This is a genomic window from Pseudomonas sp. THAF187a (genome assembly GCF_009363395.1).
Taxonomy (GTDB): Bacteria; Pseudomonadota; Gammaproteobacteria; order Pseudomonadales; family Pseudomonadaceae; genus Aquipseudomonas; species Aquipseudomonas khazarica.
This window is the reverse complement of the sequence record NZ_CP045349.1, coordinates 3,929,150-3,943,510: the sequence shown is the minus strand read 5'-3', so window position 1 is coordinate 3,943,510 and position 14,361 is coordinate 3,929,150. Positions and strand designations below refer to the sequence as shown.

Here is a 14,361-nt window from a genome sequence, read left to right as displayed (position 1 = left end):
GGCGATTACCCGGCTCTACCGAGAGATCGGCGCGATGCTGCTGGACTTAAGCCATTTCGCTGTTGAGGCGACGAGCGGCGGGGGCCTTCTCTCGCAGCGCCTGGAAATCGGCCCCGCTCGGATGCTGGAACACGCGCAGGCCGAACTCCGGGAGGATGGCCAGCAGATGGTCGAAGATGTCCGACTGGATGCCCTCGTAGGCATTCCAGGCCGTGGTGTTGGTGAAGCAGTAGATCTCCAGCGGCAGGCCATCGGCGGTCGGGCTGAGCTGGCGCACCAGCAGGGTCATGTGCTGGTGGATGTGCGGGTGATGGCGCAGGTAATGCTCGACGTAGGCACGGAAGCTGCCGATGTTGGTGATGCGGCGGGTGTTGACCGCTTCCTTGCTGTGTTCGGCAAGCCTGGTGTTCCAGTCGAGCAGCTCCTGGTCCTTGTGGTCGAGGTAGTCGTCGAGCAGCATGAAGCGGCGCAGGCGGGCGATTTCCTCGTTGCTCAGGAAGTGCACGCTGGTCTGGTCGAGGTAGAGTGCGCGCTTGATCCGTCGGCCGCCGGATTCCTGCATGCCGCGCCAGTTCTTGAACGGGTCGGTGATGAAGCGCCGGGTCGGGATGGTGGTGATGGTCTTGTCCCAGTTCTGCACCTTGACCGTGTGCAGGGCGATGTCGATCACGTCGCCATCGGCGTTCAGGTTGGGCATCTCCACCCAGTCACCGACGCGAATGATGTCGCTCGACGAGATCTGCACGCTGGCCACCAGCGACAGCAGGGTGTCCTGGAAGATCAACATCAGCACGGCGGCCATGGCGCCAAGGCCGGACAGCAGGATCAGCGGCGAGCGGTCGATCAGCGCGGCCACCATGAGGATCGCGGCGATCGCGTAGATGGCGATCTTGATCACCTGCAGGTAGCCCTTGATCGGCTTCAGGTGGGCATTCGGGCGTCGCTGGTAGAGGGTGTTGAGGATGTCCAGAAAGGCGCCGATGGCCATGGCGATGGTCAGCACGATGAAGGCGCTGCAGACGTTGCGCGTCACCTCGACCACGGCCTCGGGCATGTCCGGTACCAGCATCACGCCGCTGGACAGCACCAGCGCCGGCACGACGTTGGAGAGCCGCTTGATGATGCCGCTTTCCTTGATCTGGCCGTGGCGACCCACGGTCGTGGCGCCGATCACACGATAGATGGCGCGCACCAGGATGTGCTTGACCACCCAGTTCGACAGCCAGGCCGCCGCGATCAGGGCGAGTGTGGCGCTGAGGGTCAGCAGTTCCGGCTGTTGCTTCAGCCAGTCCATCCAGGTGTTGAGCTCATTCGGCATATCCGGCTCCGCTGCGGGCATGAGGCAGGCCGGCCTTGCGGGGCCGACCGTTTGAGCCGCCGTACCCTAGCAAAAATCGGCGCGCCAACCCAGCGCTCAGGTGTTGCAGGCTGCGTCCAGTTCAGGGTTTGAACGCGCCGATGAAGATTGCCGGGTCGACCCGTGCATCGTTGAGGCTGACGTTCCAGTGCAGGTGCGGGCCGGTGGCGCGCCCGGTGGCGCCGACCTTGCCGAGGTGACCGCCGCGAGGGATCTCGTCGCCGAGTTTCACGTCGATCGCCGACAGGTGGCAGAACATGCTGATCAGGCCCTGGCCATGGTCGAGGAATACCGTCCTGCCATTGAAGAAGTAGTCGCCGATCAGGATCACCTTGCCGGCAGCCGGCGCCTTGATCGAGGTGCCACGGCTGGCGGCGAAGTCCAGGCCCGAATGCGGGTTGCGTTCCTCGCCATTGAAGAAGCGGCGCAGGCCGAAGGGGCTGGAGAGCGGGCCGTCGACGGGTTTGTCGAACAGCAGGTTGCTCGGCTGGCGGGCGCTGAACTGGCGGTAGGCGCGGGTCTGTTCGGCCAGCTCGCGCTCGATACGGGCAAGGTTCTTGGCGTTGGGGTTGACCTGCTGCTGATTCTTGAGGGTGATGCGCTGCTCGGTGTAGTGCTTCGCGCCGACTTCGAAGGCGAGCGACTGGCCTCCCTCGATCTGCACCTGTTGCGTGCCCGGCTTGACGCTCAGCGGGATGCCGACGATGGCGATCCAGCGCTGCCCGTCCTCACGAATGGTCAGCACCGGCTTGCCCTGGTAGCGAACCTTCGGCGCCTGGGCCTGGCCACCCAGATCGAGCACGGCCACGCCGCCGGGTACCGGCTTGTTCAGCAGGCGGGTGATGAAACCCTCGGCGTGGGCCGGCGCGGCGAGGCTCAGTGCGAGCAGCAGGAATGTGGCGAGCAGTGGCAGGGGACGGGGCATGCGAGGCGGTCCGGGCGAGGGCAGGGGCGCCTATGCTGGCGTAAATGCCGGCATCGGAAAAGCCTGTGGCAGCGCCTCAGCGGCCGTTCAGGCCGAGTTGCTGTTCGAGCTGCTGGCGCCAGAGGCTGTCGAGGGTCTGCAGCTGCACGGGGCCGTACAGCGCCTGAGGCTCGCCCTGGTGCCAGGCCCACAGCTGGTCGCCGTAGTCGTAGTGCCACCACTCGCTGGGCAGGTTGCTGAAGCCCTGGGCGAGCATGGCGTTGTACAGCGTGCGCCGGTTGGCGCGTACCTGCTGGCCCGCCGCTTCACCGTCGGGGCCTTCGAAGTGGGCGCTGGCCGAGCGCGGGCTGGCCTCGTCGAAGGCGGTGCCCATGTCCAGCCAGTGGCCGTCATCGTCGCACAGGGTGACATCGACGGCGCCACCGGTCAGATGCGGGCTGGGATTGCCACGGCTGCTGTTGGGCGGCGAGACGAACTGGCGCGTCAGATGCTCGAGGTGCGCCTCGTCAGCGTCGGGGTAGTACTCTTTGAGCGCGTCGTAGAGGCTGTCGTAGAGGTATTGCTGCACGGCGAACGGACGCCAGGCGTCGAGCACCACCAGGTGCAGGCCTGCCGGCAGGCTCTTGGCCACTTGCAGCAGGCGTTCGAACACCGCGCTGCGCGAGTGGCATTCAGCCATGGCGTGGCACACGCCCATGCGGGCGTATGCCGGGTACACGCGCAGCGTGCGGCTCAGGCTCAGCGGGTGCAGCGGCTCATCGCACTCGACGATGGGGATCGCTGCGACCGCCTGCCAGTCGGGTTCTGCTCGGTAGGGGATGGGGGTGGTCAGGTCGGTCATGGCATCAGCTCAGCAGGCGCGGCAACCAGAGGGTCAGCGAGGGGAACAGGATCAGCAGGTAGAGTACGCCCAGGGCGGTCAGCACGAATGGCCAGATACCCTTGAACATCTCCATGATGTTCAGCTTGCTGACGGCGGCGACGATGAACAGGCAGGCGCCCATGGGCGGCGTGATCATCGCGATGGTGATGTTCAGGGTGAAGATCAGCCCCAGGTGCACCGGGTCGACGCCGGCCGCTAGCGCCACCGGGACGATGATGGGCGTCAGCAGCATCAGCACCGAGACCTCTTCCATGACCATGCCGCAGATGAAGATGATCGCGCTGATCACCAGCAGGATCAGCGTTGGCGAGTCGCTGAACGGCCCCAGCAGTTCGGCGAACGCCGCCGCCACCTGGGTGTAATTGAGCAGCCAGTTGACCACCGAGGCCGCTGCGATGATCGCGTAGATGCTGCCGGTCAGGCGCACGGTGTCGCGCAGCCCATCCCACAATCCGCGCAGCGACAGCTGTCCCTGCAGCATGCCGATCACGGCCACGTAGAGCACGATCAGCGCGCCTGATTCGGTTGGCGTGACCAGGCCCATGACGATGCCGGCGACGATCAGCACCGGAGCGACCAGTGCGGTGGCTGCGCCGGAAAACGCAGCCAGCACCTCGCCCCAGCTCGGAGCCTGGTGCCGCGCCTGCAGCCCGGCCTTGCGCGCATACAGGGCGTTCATGCCCATGAACGCCAGCGCCAGCAGCAAGCCGGGCACCACGCCGGCCAGGAACAGTTCGCCGATCGAGGTATTGGTCAGCGACGAGTACAGGATCATGAAGATGCTTGGCGGAATGATCGGGCCGATCAGCGAGCTGCCGGCAGTCAGGCCTGCGGCGAACTTGCGTGAGTAGCCTTCTTTTTCCATGGCCGGCACCAGTAGCGAGCTGAGAGCCGAGGCGTCGGCGGCGGCCGAGCCGTTGACCCCGGCGAAGAACACGCCGGCGACCACGTTGACGTGGCCGAGGCCGCCGCGCAGGTGGCCGACCATGGCATTGGCCAGGCGGATCAGGCGCGGGGTCATGCCCGAGTTGTTCATCAGGTTGCCGGCCAGGATGAACAGCGGGATGGCCATCAGCGAAAAAATGTCCATGCCGCCGAAGAAGCGCTGCGGCAGGATGTTGACGAACAGCCCGATGTCGACGAACAGGAAGCCGACCATCGCGGTGAGCAGCAGGCAGAAAAACAGCGGCAGACCCAGCACCAGGTTGACGGCGAAGGTCAGCAGCATGGCCAGACCCATCATGGCTGCACCTCCACCTGTTGCGAGTTCGGCCAGGGGCCGCGCAGCAGCACCATCAGCACCAGCAGGCCAAAGCCCAGCGGCAGCGCCAGCAGTGGCCACGTGCGGCTGATGCCCAGGCCCAGGCTGCGAAAGCGTCCGGCCTCGAGTGCATAGCGCAGGCTGACCCAGGTGGCGAACGTGAAGAAGGCGCAGGCCGCCAGCCACTGGTACAGCTGCAGCCAGCGCGCCAGGCGTGCCGGCAGGCGCTGTTCGAGCAGGTTGATGCGCATGTGCCCGCCCTCGCTCCACAGTGCGCCGAGCAGCAGCATCACACTGCCGATGATCAGGTAGCGGGCCATTTCGTCCATCCAGATCGGCGAGCTGCCGATCAGGTAGCGGGCGAACACCCCGTAGATGAGTAGCAACAGGTCCAGCAACAGCAGCGCCGCACCCAGGTTGAGCACCATGGCGCGCAGGCGCTCGATAAAGGAGGACATAAGGACTCCGGGCAAGAGAAGCAGCGCCCTGTCAGTCAGGGCGCTATGGGTCAGGCGGGGACTATTGGGCGGGCTTCAGACCGACATCCTGCAGGGCTGTTTCGACCCATTGCGCATCGATGTCCTGCTCACCCAGCCACTTCAGATAGGCCGGCTGGCCCTGGCTGCGGAAGGCCTGCAGGTCCTCGGCGGAGGGGCGGATGATCTGCATGCCCTTGTCCTGCAGAAATGCCAGCTCCTTCTCCTGCTGGGTGGCGATGGCTTCGCGGTTGAGCAGCGTGGCCTCGCGGGCGGCATCGAGCAGAGCCTGGCGCGCTTCGGCCGGCAGCGATTCGAGCAGCTCGGCGTTGGCCACCAGGAACTGGTCGGAGTACTGGATGTTGGCCAGGGTCAGGTACTTCTGCACCTGGTACAGGCTGCCGAGGATGATGTACGAGGTGGGGTTCATCTGGCCGTCGGCCACGCCCGAGCGCAGGCCCATGTACAGCTCGGTCCAGGGGATCGGCGTGCCGGAAGCGCCGAACGATTCGTAGAGCGCTACCTGGCTGGGGTCCATCGCGCGAAAGCGCAGGCCCTGGAAGTCCTGTGGCGACTTGATCGGCTTCTTGTTGTTGGTGAAGTTGAGAAAGCCACCTTCCTCGACCACCGCCAGCATCTCGGTGCCGGTACGCGAGCGGAACTCCTCCCGCGCGGCCTGCCAGTAGCGGCCGTCGTCGAAGAAGCGGTGGGCGGCCTTGGCGTCCTCGAACATGAAGGGGATGGCGCTGACGTAGATCTCCGGGAACAGTGGGGCGATGCCGGCGAAGGAGGCGATGTTCAGCCCCGGGCCGCTGATGACCTGCTCCATGCGCTGCTCTTCTTCACCGAGCATGCTGTTGGGGTAGAGCTTGATCTGCAGCTCGCCGTCACTCTTCTGCTCCACCAGGCGCTTGAAGTTGCTGGCGAACAGGTGCACCGGGTTCTTTTCCAGGTCGGCCGCGCCGTTGTAGCTCATGTTGATGCTGGTAGCGGCCTGGCTCAGCGATGCGCCCAGGCCCATGGCACTGACCAGCAGCGCCGCACAGAAACGGCGGCCGAACTGACCGAACAGAGTCGATTGCATATTGTTTTCCTTATGGCAGAACGATGGTGGGAAAGCCGCGCGGATGCTGTTGTTGTTCGAACCTAGAGCGCGTCAGCAGCGGTACGCTAGCTGTTGTTGTGTTGACTGTTCAAGAAGGCTTGTGATGCAAAAAATGCAACGCGAGCGGGCTCGGCTCAGCGTGTGCGCGACAGGCTCGGCGCGTCGCCGCTGAAGAAGCGCATGCTCTGGCGCAGGTGTTGCAGACAGGCCTGCCCGGCAACCGTGAGTTCGCGGCCCTTGTGGCTGAGGATGCGCGCGCGGGCATCGTGCAGGGCCAGGTTGGCCAGGGGCAGACGGCGGATGCTGCCGGCCTTGAGTTCGTCGCTGACCGTCAGCTCGGGCATGAAGGCCACGCCGATGCCGGATTTGACGAAGTTGGTGAGCACCGCCACCGAGTTGGTGCGCAGCTTCGGGCGCAGTTCGACGTGTTCCAGCTGGGCGACCATCACCGCCAGCTGGCCCATGCCCGTGCTGCTATGGATCAGCGCCAGGGCCTCGCCGCGCAGGGCGGTCATGGGGATCGGCCCCGGGTGTTCGAGCAGTGGATGGTGCGGCGGGGTGATCAGGTCCAGTGGCTGGCGCGTGTCGACGTGAACCTGCAGCGCCTCGTCCTCGACAGGGGCATAGACCAGCGCCAGATCCACGGCATCTTCCTTGAGCAGGCCGAGCGCCTCGTTGGCGCCGGCCATGCGCACCTCCAGGTCGATGCCGGGGTAGCGCAGGATGAAGCTCTGCAGCGGCTGGGCGATCAGGTCGGTGATGAAACCCTCGCCGACCGCGATACGTACGCTGCCCTGGCGCAGGCCCTGAAGGTCGCTCAGGCGCGACAGCACGCCCTGTTCGTTGGCCCGCTGCTGGCGGTAGTGGGCGACCAGCATGTCACCGGCCTCGGTCGGGCTGACGCCTTGCGAGGTGCGTTCCAGCAGACGGATCTGCAGCTCTTCCTCCAGTGCGCTGAGCTGGCGGCTGATGGCCGAGGGGTCGACGTTCAGGTGCTGCGCGGCCTTGCGCAGCGAGCGAAAGTGGATGACCTCGTTGAGGTAGGCCAGGGCGCGCGGGTTCAGGCGGGACATCGGCGGGCTCAGTCCAGCAGCGACAGGGTCGCGGGTTGGATGTGGTTGTCTTCGACGCGTACGTCCAGTTCGCCCTCGCTCAGGCGTGCCTTGAGGCGCTGGCCCGGCTGCGTCTGGGCGGCGCTGCGCACGGCCTGACCGCGTTCGTCGAGGAGGATGCTGTAGCCGCGACCAAGGGTGGCCAGCGGGCTGACGATCTGCAGTTGCCCGGCCAGCGCGCCGAGGCGCTGGCGCTGGTTGCGCAGCTGACCCTGCATGGCGCGTGGCAGGCGTTCGGCCAGGCCGTCGAGGCGCTGGCGCAGCAGGGCCAGACTGCGTCCCGGATGCTGGGCCGCGAGGCGGGCGTCGAGACGGGCCAGGCGCTCGCGCTGGCTGGCCAGCTGCTGGTTGAAGGCGCGGCGCAGGCGCATGTCCAGGTCATCCAGGCGCTGCGCCTGCTGGCGCAAACGCTCGCCGGGGTGGCGCAGGCGCTTGCTCACGCCGTCCAGGCGCAGGCGCTCGCGGGCCAGGCGACCCTGCATGTGCAGGACCAGGCGACGTTGCAGGTTGTGCAGACGCTGCAGCAGTTCGCTGCTGTCCGGAGCCAGCAGTTCGGCGGCAGCGGAGGGCGTCGGGGCACGCACGTCGGCGACGAAGTCGGCGATGGAAACGTCCGTCTCATGGCCCACGGCGCTGACGATGGGCGTGCTGCAGGCCGCCACGGCGCGGGCCACGGCCTCTTCGTTGAAGCACCAGAGGTCTTCCAGCGAGCCACCGCCACGGGCCAGGATCAGTGCGTCGAAGCCCAGCGCGTCGGCTCGTTGCAGGGCACGGACGATCTGCGCGGTGGCCTCGCGCCCCTGGACGGCGGTGGGGATCAGGTTCAGTTCGACCTGCGGCGCACGGCGGCGGAACACGCTGATGATGTCGCGGATCACCGCGCCGGTCGGCGAGGTGACGATGCCGATGCGCCTCGGATGGGCGGGCAGGGCGATCTTGCCGGTGCTGGCGAACAGCCCCTCGGCGCCGAGTTTTTCCTTCAGCGCTTCGAAGGCCAGGCGCAGGGCGCCATCGCCGGCGGGTTCGACGGCATCGAGAATCAGCTGGTAGTCACCCCGGCCCTCGAACAGCGACACCTTGCCACGGACCTTCACCGCCAGCCCGTCGCGCAGCGCCTGGCGCACCCGTGCGGCGTTCTGCCGGAACAGCGCGCAACGCACCTGGGCCTGGCCATCCTTCAGGGTGAAGTAGATGTGCCCGGACGCCGGGCGCGCCAGGTTGGAGATTTCCCCCTCGACCCAGATGCCGGAAAACACATCCTCCAGCAGCAGGCGGGCGCGGTTGTTGAGCTGACTGACGCTGAGCACCTCGCGGTCGAGGTTCAGCCGTGCAAAGGGATCGTTGATCATGGGGCGGCATGATAAGCGCAGCGGGCAGCGGGCGCGACCTCCGTCAGGTACCGCCTTGCAGGCGCTGCAGCAACCACGCGGCAACCGGCCCGAGCGTGCGCTGGCGCGACCAGATGGCATCGACCGGCATGCGCCGTGGCCAGCCGCTGCAGGGCAGTTCATGCAGGGCATCGAAGCCATAGGTCTCGACCAGTTGCCGTGGCAGCTCGGCCCAGCCGAAGCCCAGGCGCGCCATCTCCAGCAGCATCAGGTAATCCGGTGCCGCCCAGCAGCGTCCACCGCTGCCGGGCAGGTCATCGCGGTTGGCGTCGTCGTCGGCCACGCTGCTCAGGCGCAGCAGGCGCCAGTGCGAGAGGTCTTCCGGGCGCACATGCGAGCGCTCGGCCAGCGGGTGCTCCCTGGCGACGAACAGGCCGAATTCGCTGCTCATCTCCAGGCGGGCATGGGCGATGTGCGGCGGGTAGCGATCCTGCGCCGCCAGCAGGCCGATCTGGGCCCGCCCCTGGTTGACCAGGTCGAGCACGTCGGCCTGCTCGGCGATCAGGCTTTCGAACTGCAGGTCGGGAAAGCGTTCGTCCAGTTCCTGCAGGCGGGCTTCGTACTGCTTCGGCTGGTAGGCGTCGGAGAGGGCCAGGGTCAGGCGCGCTTCCTGACCGCTGGCCAGTCCGGCGGCGTGGCGGGCCAGGCGGTCTGCGGCCGCCAGCACCTCGTCGGCGTGGGCCAGCAGGCTGGCGCCGGCCTCGGTGAGCTGCAGGCGACGAGGGCCGCGCTCGAACAGCGCCACGCCCAGGTCGATTTCCAGTCGAGCGACGGCTTCGCTGATCGTCGACTGGCTCTTGCCCAGGCGCCGTGCCGCCGCACTTAGTGAGCCACTGTGAGCGGCCTGGGCGAAGGCCTGAAGGGATTCGGGAGATATGTTCATATCGGTTTCGCCGATGGCAACTCACTTCGTCATGGCAGGTTTGCCGATGATCATAGCGCCCATCGCTTCCTGTCACGAGGTTTCAGTCATGAGCCAGCCACTGCCACGCACCCTGCGCGAACGCATCGTCCATGCCCTGGCGTTCGAAGTCATCGCCGTACTCATCTGCGCGCCAACCCTGGCCTGGCTGATGGGTAAGCCGCTGCTGCATCTGGGCGTGCTGACGCTGATGTTCTCCACGGTGGCCATGCTCTGGAACATGCTGTTCAACTACCTGTTCGACCGTGCGCAGCGGCGCATGGGCTTCGCGCGCGGCCTGGGCGCGCGCGTCAGTCACGCCTTGCTGTTCGAACTCGGTCTGGTGGTGGTGCTGGTGCCGCTGGCTGCCTGGTGGCTGTCGATCGGTCTGCTGCAGGCATTGCTGCTGGATATCGGCCTGCTGCTGTTCTTCCTGCCCTATACCCTGGGCTTCAACTGGGGCTACGACCTGCTGCGGGAGCGGGTCCTGGCCCGGCGCGAGCTGGCGATCTGCCGGGGGGCTTGATTTGCCCGCGGCAGGGCCTAAGCTGCCGCCTCTGTTCGCTGCCAGCCCAAGCCTCATGACCGCACAACTCGTTCTCGTTCCACAGATATCCACGCTTCCCGCGCATGAGCAGAAGGCGAGGGCGCTGCTGCGCTGGTTGGTCAAGCGGCGCATCGTCGAGGCGCTGCCGACCACCTGTGGCCAGGGCGGCAACGGCATGGCCTATGCCATCGGTCCGGGCGCGCGGCAGGTCGCCGAGCGCCCCGAGCTGTTGCCGTACGGTCAGCCCCACAATGGCCTGGAGATCATCACCCACCGCTGCATCTATGTGCCGACGCGCGGCTTTCTCGAAGAAGCGGGGTGTGCCGAGTGTCGGCGGGAGGTGGGGGTGCCGCTGTTCGACAGTCTGGAGGTCTGGTGGCCAGGGGAAACCGACAATTTCACCTGCCCGGAATGCGGGCATGAGGATGACATCAACGGTTTCCTGTTCCTGCAGCCCTGCGGCTTCTCCAACCTGGGCTTCATCTTCAACGGCTGGGTGGAGGCCGGACTGCGCCTGGCGTTCGTCGAGGAGTTCGGCGAACGCCTGGGCTTCGCCCTCCGCCAGGTGCGGGTCGACGACCCGGCCTGAGCCGGGCGGCGACCGCGACACCAGCCAGCGGCGGTCGTTGCTGGCACATCGCCTCAGAAGGTGATGCTGGCCGACAGGCGGGCGGTGCGTGGCTGGCCGACGCTGACGTTGAGCTCGCTACCCGTGGTGGAGGGGTAGTAGTGCTTGTCGAAGATGTTGTCCAGGTTCAGCTGCAATGCGGTCTGCTGGCCCAGCAGCGGATACTCCCAGCGAATGAACGCATCGGCCAGCGTATAGCTGTCGAGGCGGAAGCTGTCGGCATTGTCGCCGGTGCGTTCGCCGACATAGCGAGCGCCGCCGCCGATGCGCCAATGGCCCAGCTGTTCGTCGATGGGCAGCTCGTGGGTCAGGTAGAGGCTGCCGGTGTGGCGTGGCGCCTGGGCGAGCCGGTTGCCTTCGTTGGCGGGGTCGTCGAGAACTTCCGTGTGGGTGTAGGCGTAGGTGGCGATCAGCGCCCAGCGCTCGGCGATCTGCCCGGCGAGATCCAGCTCCACGCCGCGCGAGCCGACCTTGCCGGCGGCTTCGATGTCATCGCCAGAGCCCACCACGACGTTCTCCTTGACGATGTCGAACAGCGCCAGGTTCAGGCTCAGGCCCGGTCGCAGGTCGTATTTCGCGCCCACTTCGTAGCTGCGTCCTTCTTCGGGGTCGAAGGTCTGGCCGCTGTCGGTGACGCTGGTGTTGGGCACGAACGAACGGCTGTAGTTGCCATACAGCGAGAGTGCCTCGCTGGCCTTGTAGACCAGCCCGGTGAAGGGAATCAGGGTCTGGTCATTCTTGCTGTACAGCTCGCTGCGACTGGCGCCCAGCCCCTGGGCGATGTACTGGTCGTAGTGCTGATAGCGGCCGCCCAGTACCAGAATCCAGCGCTCGTCGAGGTGCCAGTTGTCCTTGAGGTAGAGCGAGGTCGACGTCAGCTCGTTGCGACGGTTGCTCTGCGTGGCGCTGACCACGCTGGGTTCGGGCAGGTTGCCGTAGACCGGGTCGTGGATGCTGATGTCGCGCCGCATGCTGGCGAGGTTGCGGTAGGTCTTGCCGCGGTACTGGTCATTGAGTTCGTGCTCGACACCGATCAGCAGGTCATGCCGCTGGCCGAACAGGCGCTGCTGGCCGATGAAGTCCAGGCTGCTGTAGCGGGTTTCATCGTCGTAGTGCGCGCCGTTGCCGACGCGCCTGAACGTGCCGGTCGTGGCATTCAGCGAGTTGGCCACCGGCTGGGCGATGGAGAGGCCGTAGGTGTCATTGTTCCAGGCGTGGGTGAAACGGGTCTTCCAGTCGTCGTTCAACTGATACTCGAATACCGCGCGGGCGCTCTCGGCGATGCCCCGGGTTTCGGCCCAGCGCTCATCCAGGCGCTTGGCGTAGTCGTCAGCGGCAGGGTGGCCGTCGCTGAACACGGTGCCCCGGTCGAACGGTGCGGAGTAATCGTTGTATTCGTACGCCAGCGTCAGGCTGGCACGCTCGCCGGTCCAGGTCAGCGACGGGGCGATCAGCACCTGCTCGTGGCTACCGTAGTTGCGCCAGTAGTCTTCGTGCTGGCGCTCGGTGATGAGGCGGTAGGCCAGGCCGCTGTCACCCAGCGGGCCGGTGGTGTCCAGCGACAGCGAGCCGCCGCCCTCGCTGAACAGGGAGCCGCTCAGGGTCGTGCGCTGCTGGTACTGCGGCAGCTTGCTGATGACGTTGATCAGCCCGCCCGGGTCCATCGCGCCATAGAGCAGTGCGGCAGGCCCCTTGAGTACCTCCACCCGTTCGCTGGTAGCGGTGAAGTTCTTCGACAGGTTCGAGCGGATGCCGTCACGCAGGATCGAGCCGTCGGAGTTGGTGCCGAAGCCGCGCTTGATGAAGGCATCCTTGGTACTGCCCAGGGTGTTGCTCTGGCTGACACCGCTGACGAACTTCATCGCGTCGTCCAGCGAGCGGACCTGAAAGTCTTCGATGGTCTGCGGTGTCACCACCTGGACCGATTGAGCCTCATCCTTGAGTGCAACGGAGGTTTTGCTGGCCGTGCTGCTGCGCCTGGCCTGGTAACCGTCATCGTCGACGACGGGGGTGGCGACGATGTCCTGGCTGGGCAGTTCCAGTTCCTGCGCCAGCAGCTGGGAGGTCGGGAGCAGGCAAAGGCTCAGCAGCGCTGCGCGCGGGCAGCACCGGGATAGGCGGGTGAGTTTCATTTGTTACTCGGATGCGGATGTTTTTGAGAATCATTATTTTATGATCTCTCTGCCATCGCTGCCTAGCGTCACACTTTGCATTGAGTGCATCGCGGTGGCTGGGTATAATGCCGCGCTTCTTATTTTCCCGCTCGGGAGCCCGCCCATGCTGCGCATCAGCCAAGAAGCACTCACTTTCGACGACGTCCTGCTCATCCCCGGATACTCCGAGGTACTGCCCAAGGACGTCAGCCTGAAGACCCGCCTGACCCGCGGCATCGAACTGAACATCCCGCTGCTGTCCGCTGCCATGGACACCGTCACCGAAGCGCGCCTGGCCATCGCCATGGCCCAGGAAGGCGGCATCGGCATCATCCACAAGAACATGACCATCGAGCAGCAGGCGGCGGAAGTCCGCAAGGTCAAGAAGTTCGAGGCCGGCGTGGTCAAGGACCCGATCACCATCGAAGCTGACGCCACCGTGCGCGACCTGTTCGAGCTGACCCGCCAGAACAACATCTCGGGTGTACCGGTGCTCTCCGGCGGCGACTTGGTGGGTATCGTCACCTCCCGCGACGTGCGCTTCGAGAATCGCCTGGATGCCCTGGTACGTGACGTGATGACGCCGAAAGAGCGCCTGGTCACCGTCAAGGAAGGCGCCGACAAGGAAACCGTGCGTGAGCTGCTGCACAAGCACCGCATCGAGAAGGTCCTGATCGTCGACGACGCCTTCACCCTCAAGGGCATGATGACCGTCAAGGACATCGAGAAGGCCAAGGCCTACCCGCTGGCCAGCAAGGACGACCAGGGTCGTCTGCGTGTCGGTGCTGCCGTCGGCACCGGTGCCGATACCGGTGATCGCGTGGCTGCACTGGTCAACGCCGGGGTGGACGTGATCATCGTCGACACCGCTCACGGTCACTCCAAGGGCGTGATCGACCGCGTACGCTGGGTCAAGCAGAACTTCCCGGAAGTCCAGGTCATCGGTGGCAACATCGCCACTGGCGCGGCTGCCAAGGCGCTGGTCGAAGCGGGCGCCGACGGTGTCAAGGTCGGTATCGGCCCAGGCTCGATCTGCACCACCCGTATCGTTGCCGGCGTCGGCGTCCCGCAGATTTCCGCCGTGGCCAATGTGGCTGCCGCCCTGGCCGGTACCGGTGTGCCGCTGGTCGCCGATGGTGGCATCCGCTTCTCCGGTGACCTGTCCAAGGCCATCGTCGCTGGCGCCTCCGCCGTGATGATCGGTTCCATGCTGGCCGGTACCGAAGAGGCGCCGGGCGAAGTCGAACTGTTCCAGGGCCGTTCCTACAAGGCTTACCGTGGCATGGGTTCGCTGGGTGCCATGGCACAGGCGCAAGGTTCGAGCGACCGCTACTTCCAGGACTCCTCGGCCGGTGCCGAGAAGCTGGTGCCGGAAGGCATCGAAGGCCGCGTACCCTACAAGGGCGCCATGGCTGCCATCGTTCACCAGCTGATGGGTGGCCTGCGTGCATCCATGGGCTACACCGGCTGCGCCACCGTCGAGGAAATGCGCACCAAGCCAGAGTTCGTGCGCATCACGGGCGCCGGCATGGCCGAATCGCATGTCCACGACGTGCAGATCACCAAGGAAGCCCCGAACTACCGGGTTGGTTGATCCGCTGCAATGTTATGAATAACGGGGCTGT

13 protein-coding genes are annotated in these 14,361 nt (G+C 66.0%); 3 read left to right on the top strand and 10 right to left on the bottom strand.

Features of this window, described 5'->3' with window-relative positions; genetic code table 11:
- Window positions 1-46: 46 nt before the first annotated feature.
- The 9 genes from FIV02_RS18280 to FIV02_RS18240 form a co-directional block, all read right to left on the bottom strand.
- Window positions 47-1,318, bottom strand: a complete 1,272-nt coding sequence (locus FIV02_RS18280) for a mechanosensitive ion channel family protein (RefSeq protein WP_152489419.1) — start codon at window positions 1,316-1,318, stop codon at window positions 47-49.
- A 121-nt stretch (window positions 1,319-1,439) separates the two neighbouring features.
- Window positions 1,440-2,282, bottom strand: coding sequence for a peptidoglycan DD-metalloendopeptidase family protein (locus FIV02_RS18275; RefSeq protein WP_152489418.1), 843 nt, complete (start codon window positions 2,280-2,282; stop codon window positions 1,440-1,442).
- A gap of 76 nt (window positions 2,283-2,358) precedes the next feature.
- Window positions 2,359-3,123, bottom strand: coding sequence for a M15 family metallopeptidase (locus FIV02_RS18270; RefSeq protein WP_037049555.1), 765 nt, complete (start codon window positions 3,121-3,123; stop codon window positions 2,359-2,361).
- 4 nt (window positions 3,124-3,127) lie between these two features.
- A complete protein-coding gene (locus FIV02_RS18265) occupies window positions 3,128-4,408 on the bottom strand; it encodes a TRAP transporter large permease (RefSeq protein ID WP_080757016.1) in 1,281 nt (426 codons plus the stop codon).
- Window positions 4,405-4,884, bottom strand: coding sequence for a TRAP transporter small permease (locus FIV02_RS18260; RefSeq protein WP_152489417.1), 480 nt, complete (start codon window positions 4,882-4,884; stop codon window positions 4,405-4,407). Before FIV02_RS18260 ends, FIV02_RS18265 begins: the two co-directional genes overlap by 4 nt.
- A gap of 61 nt (window positions 4,885-4,945) precedes the next feature.
- Window positions 4,946-5,986: a TRAP transporter substrate-binding protein DctP gene (dctP, locus tag FIV02_RS18255; RefSeq protein WP_152489416.1), complete on the bottom strand. Its 1,041-nt coding sequence runs from the start codon at window positions 5,984-5,986 to the stop codon at window positions 4,946-4,948.
- Window positions 5,987-6,141: 155 nt separating this feature from the next.
- Window positions 6,142-7,080: a LysR family transcriptional regulator gene (locus tag FIV02_RS18250; protein WP_037049545.1), complete on the bottom strand. Its 939-nt coding sequence runs from the start codon at window positions 7,078-7,080 to the stop codon at window positions 6,142-6,144.
- Between the two features lie 8 nt (window positions 7,081-7,088).
- The gene (xseA, locus tag FIV02_RS18245) at window positions 7,089-8,468 is read right to left on the bottom strand and encodes an exodeoxyribonuclease VII large subunit (protein WP_152489415.1); all 1,380 of its coding nucleotides are present in this window, start codon (window positions 8,466-8,468) and stop codon (window positions 7,089-7,091) included.
- Window positions 8,469-8,511: 43 nt separating this feature from the next.
- Window positions 8,512-9,390, bottom strand: a complete 879-nt coding sequence (locus FIV02_RS18240) for a LysR family transcriptional regulator (protein ID WP_152489414.1) — start codon at window positions 9,388-9,390, stop codon at window positions 8,512-8,514.
- A gap of 88 nt (window positions 9,391-9,478) precedes the next feature.
- Between FIV02_RS18240 and FIV02_RS18235 the strand changes: the two genes are divergently transcribed.
- Both FIV02_RS18235 and FIV02_RS18230 read left to right on the top strand, forming a co-directional pair.
- Window positions 9,479-9,934: a multidrug/biocide efflux PACE transporter gene (locus FIV02_RS18235; protein WP_152489413.1), complete on the top strand. Its 456-nt coding sequence runs from the start codon at window positions 9,479-9,481 to the stop codon at window positions 9,932-9,934.
- Window positions 9,935-9,989: 55 nt separating this feature from the next.
- On the top strand, window positions 9,990-10,544 hold the full coding sequence (locus FIV02_RS18230; RefSeq protein WP_152489412.1) for a sugar ABC transporter ATPase: 555 nt from the start codon (window positions 9,990-9,992) through the stop codon (window positions 10,542-10,544).
- 53 nt (window positions 10,545-10,597) lie between these two features.
- On the opposite strand, the gene FIV02_RS18225 is transcribed toward FIV02_RS18230, so the two are convergent.
- Window positions 10,598-12,715, bottom strand: a complete 2,118-nt coding sequence (locus FIV02_RS18225) for a TonB-dependent siderophore receptor (protein WP_152489411.1) — start codon at window positions 12,713-12,715, stop codon at window positions 10,598-10,600.
- A gap of 145 nt (window positions 12,716-12,860) precedes the next feature.
- Between FIV02_RS18225 and guaB the strand changes: the two genes are divergently transcribed.
- Window positions 12,861-14,330 carry an IMP dehydrogenase gene (gene guaB / locus FIV02_RS18220; RefSeq protein WP_037049532.1) on the top strand — a complete coding sequence of 490 codons (1,470 nt, stop codon included), beginning with the start codon at window positions 12,861-12,863 and terminating at the stop codon, window positions 14,328-14,330.
- The last annotated feature ends 31 nt before the right edge of the window (window positions 14,331-14,361 follow it).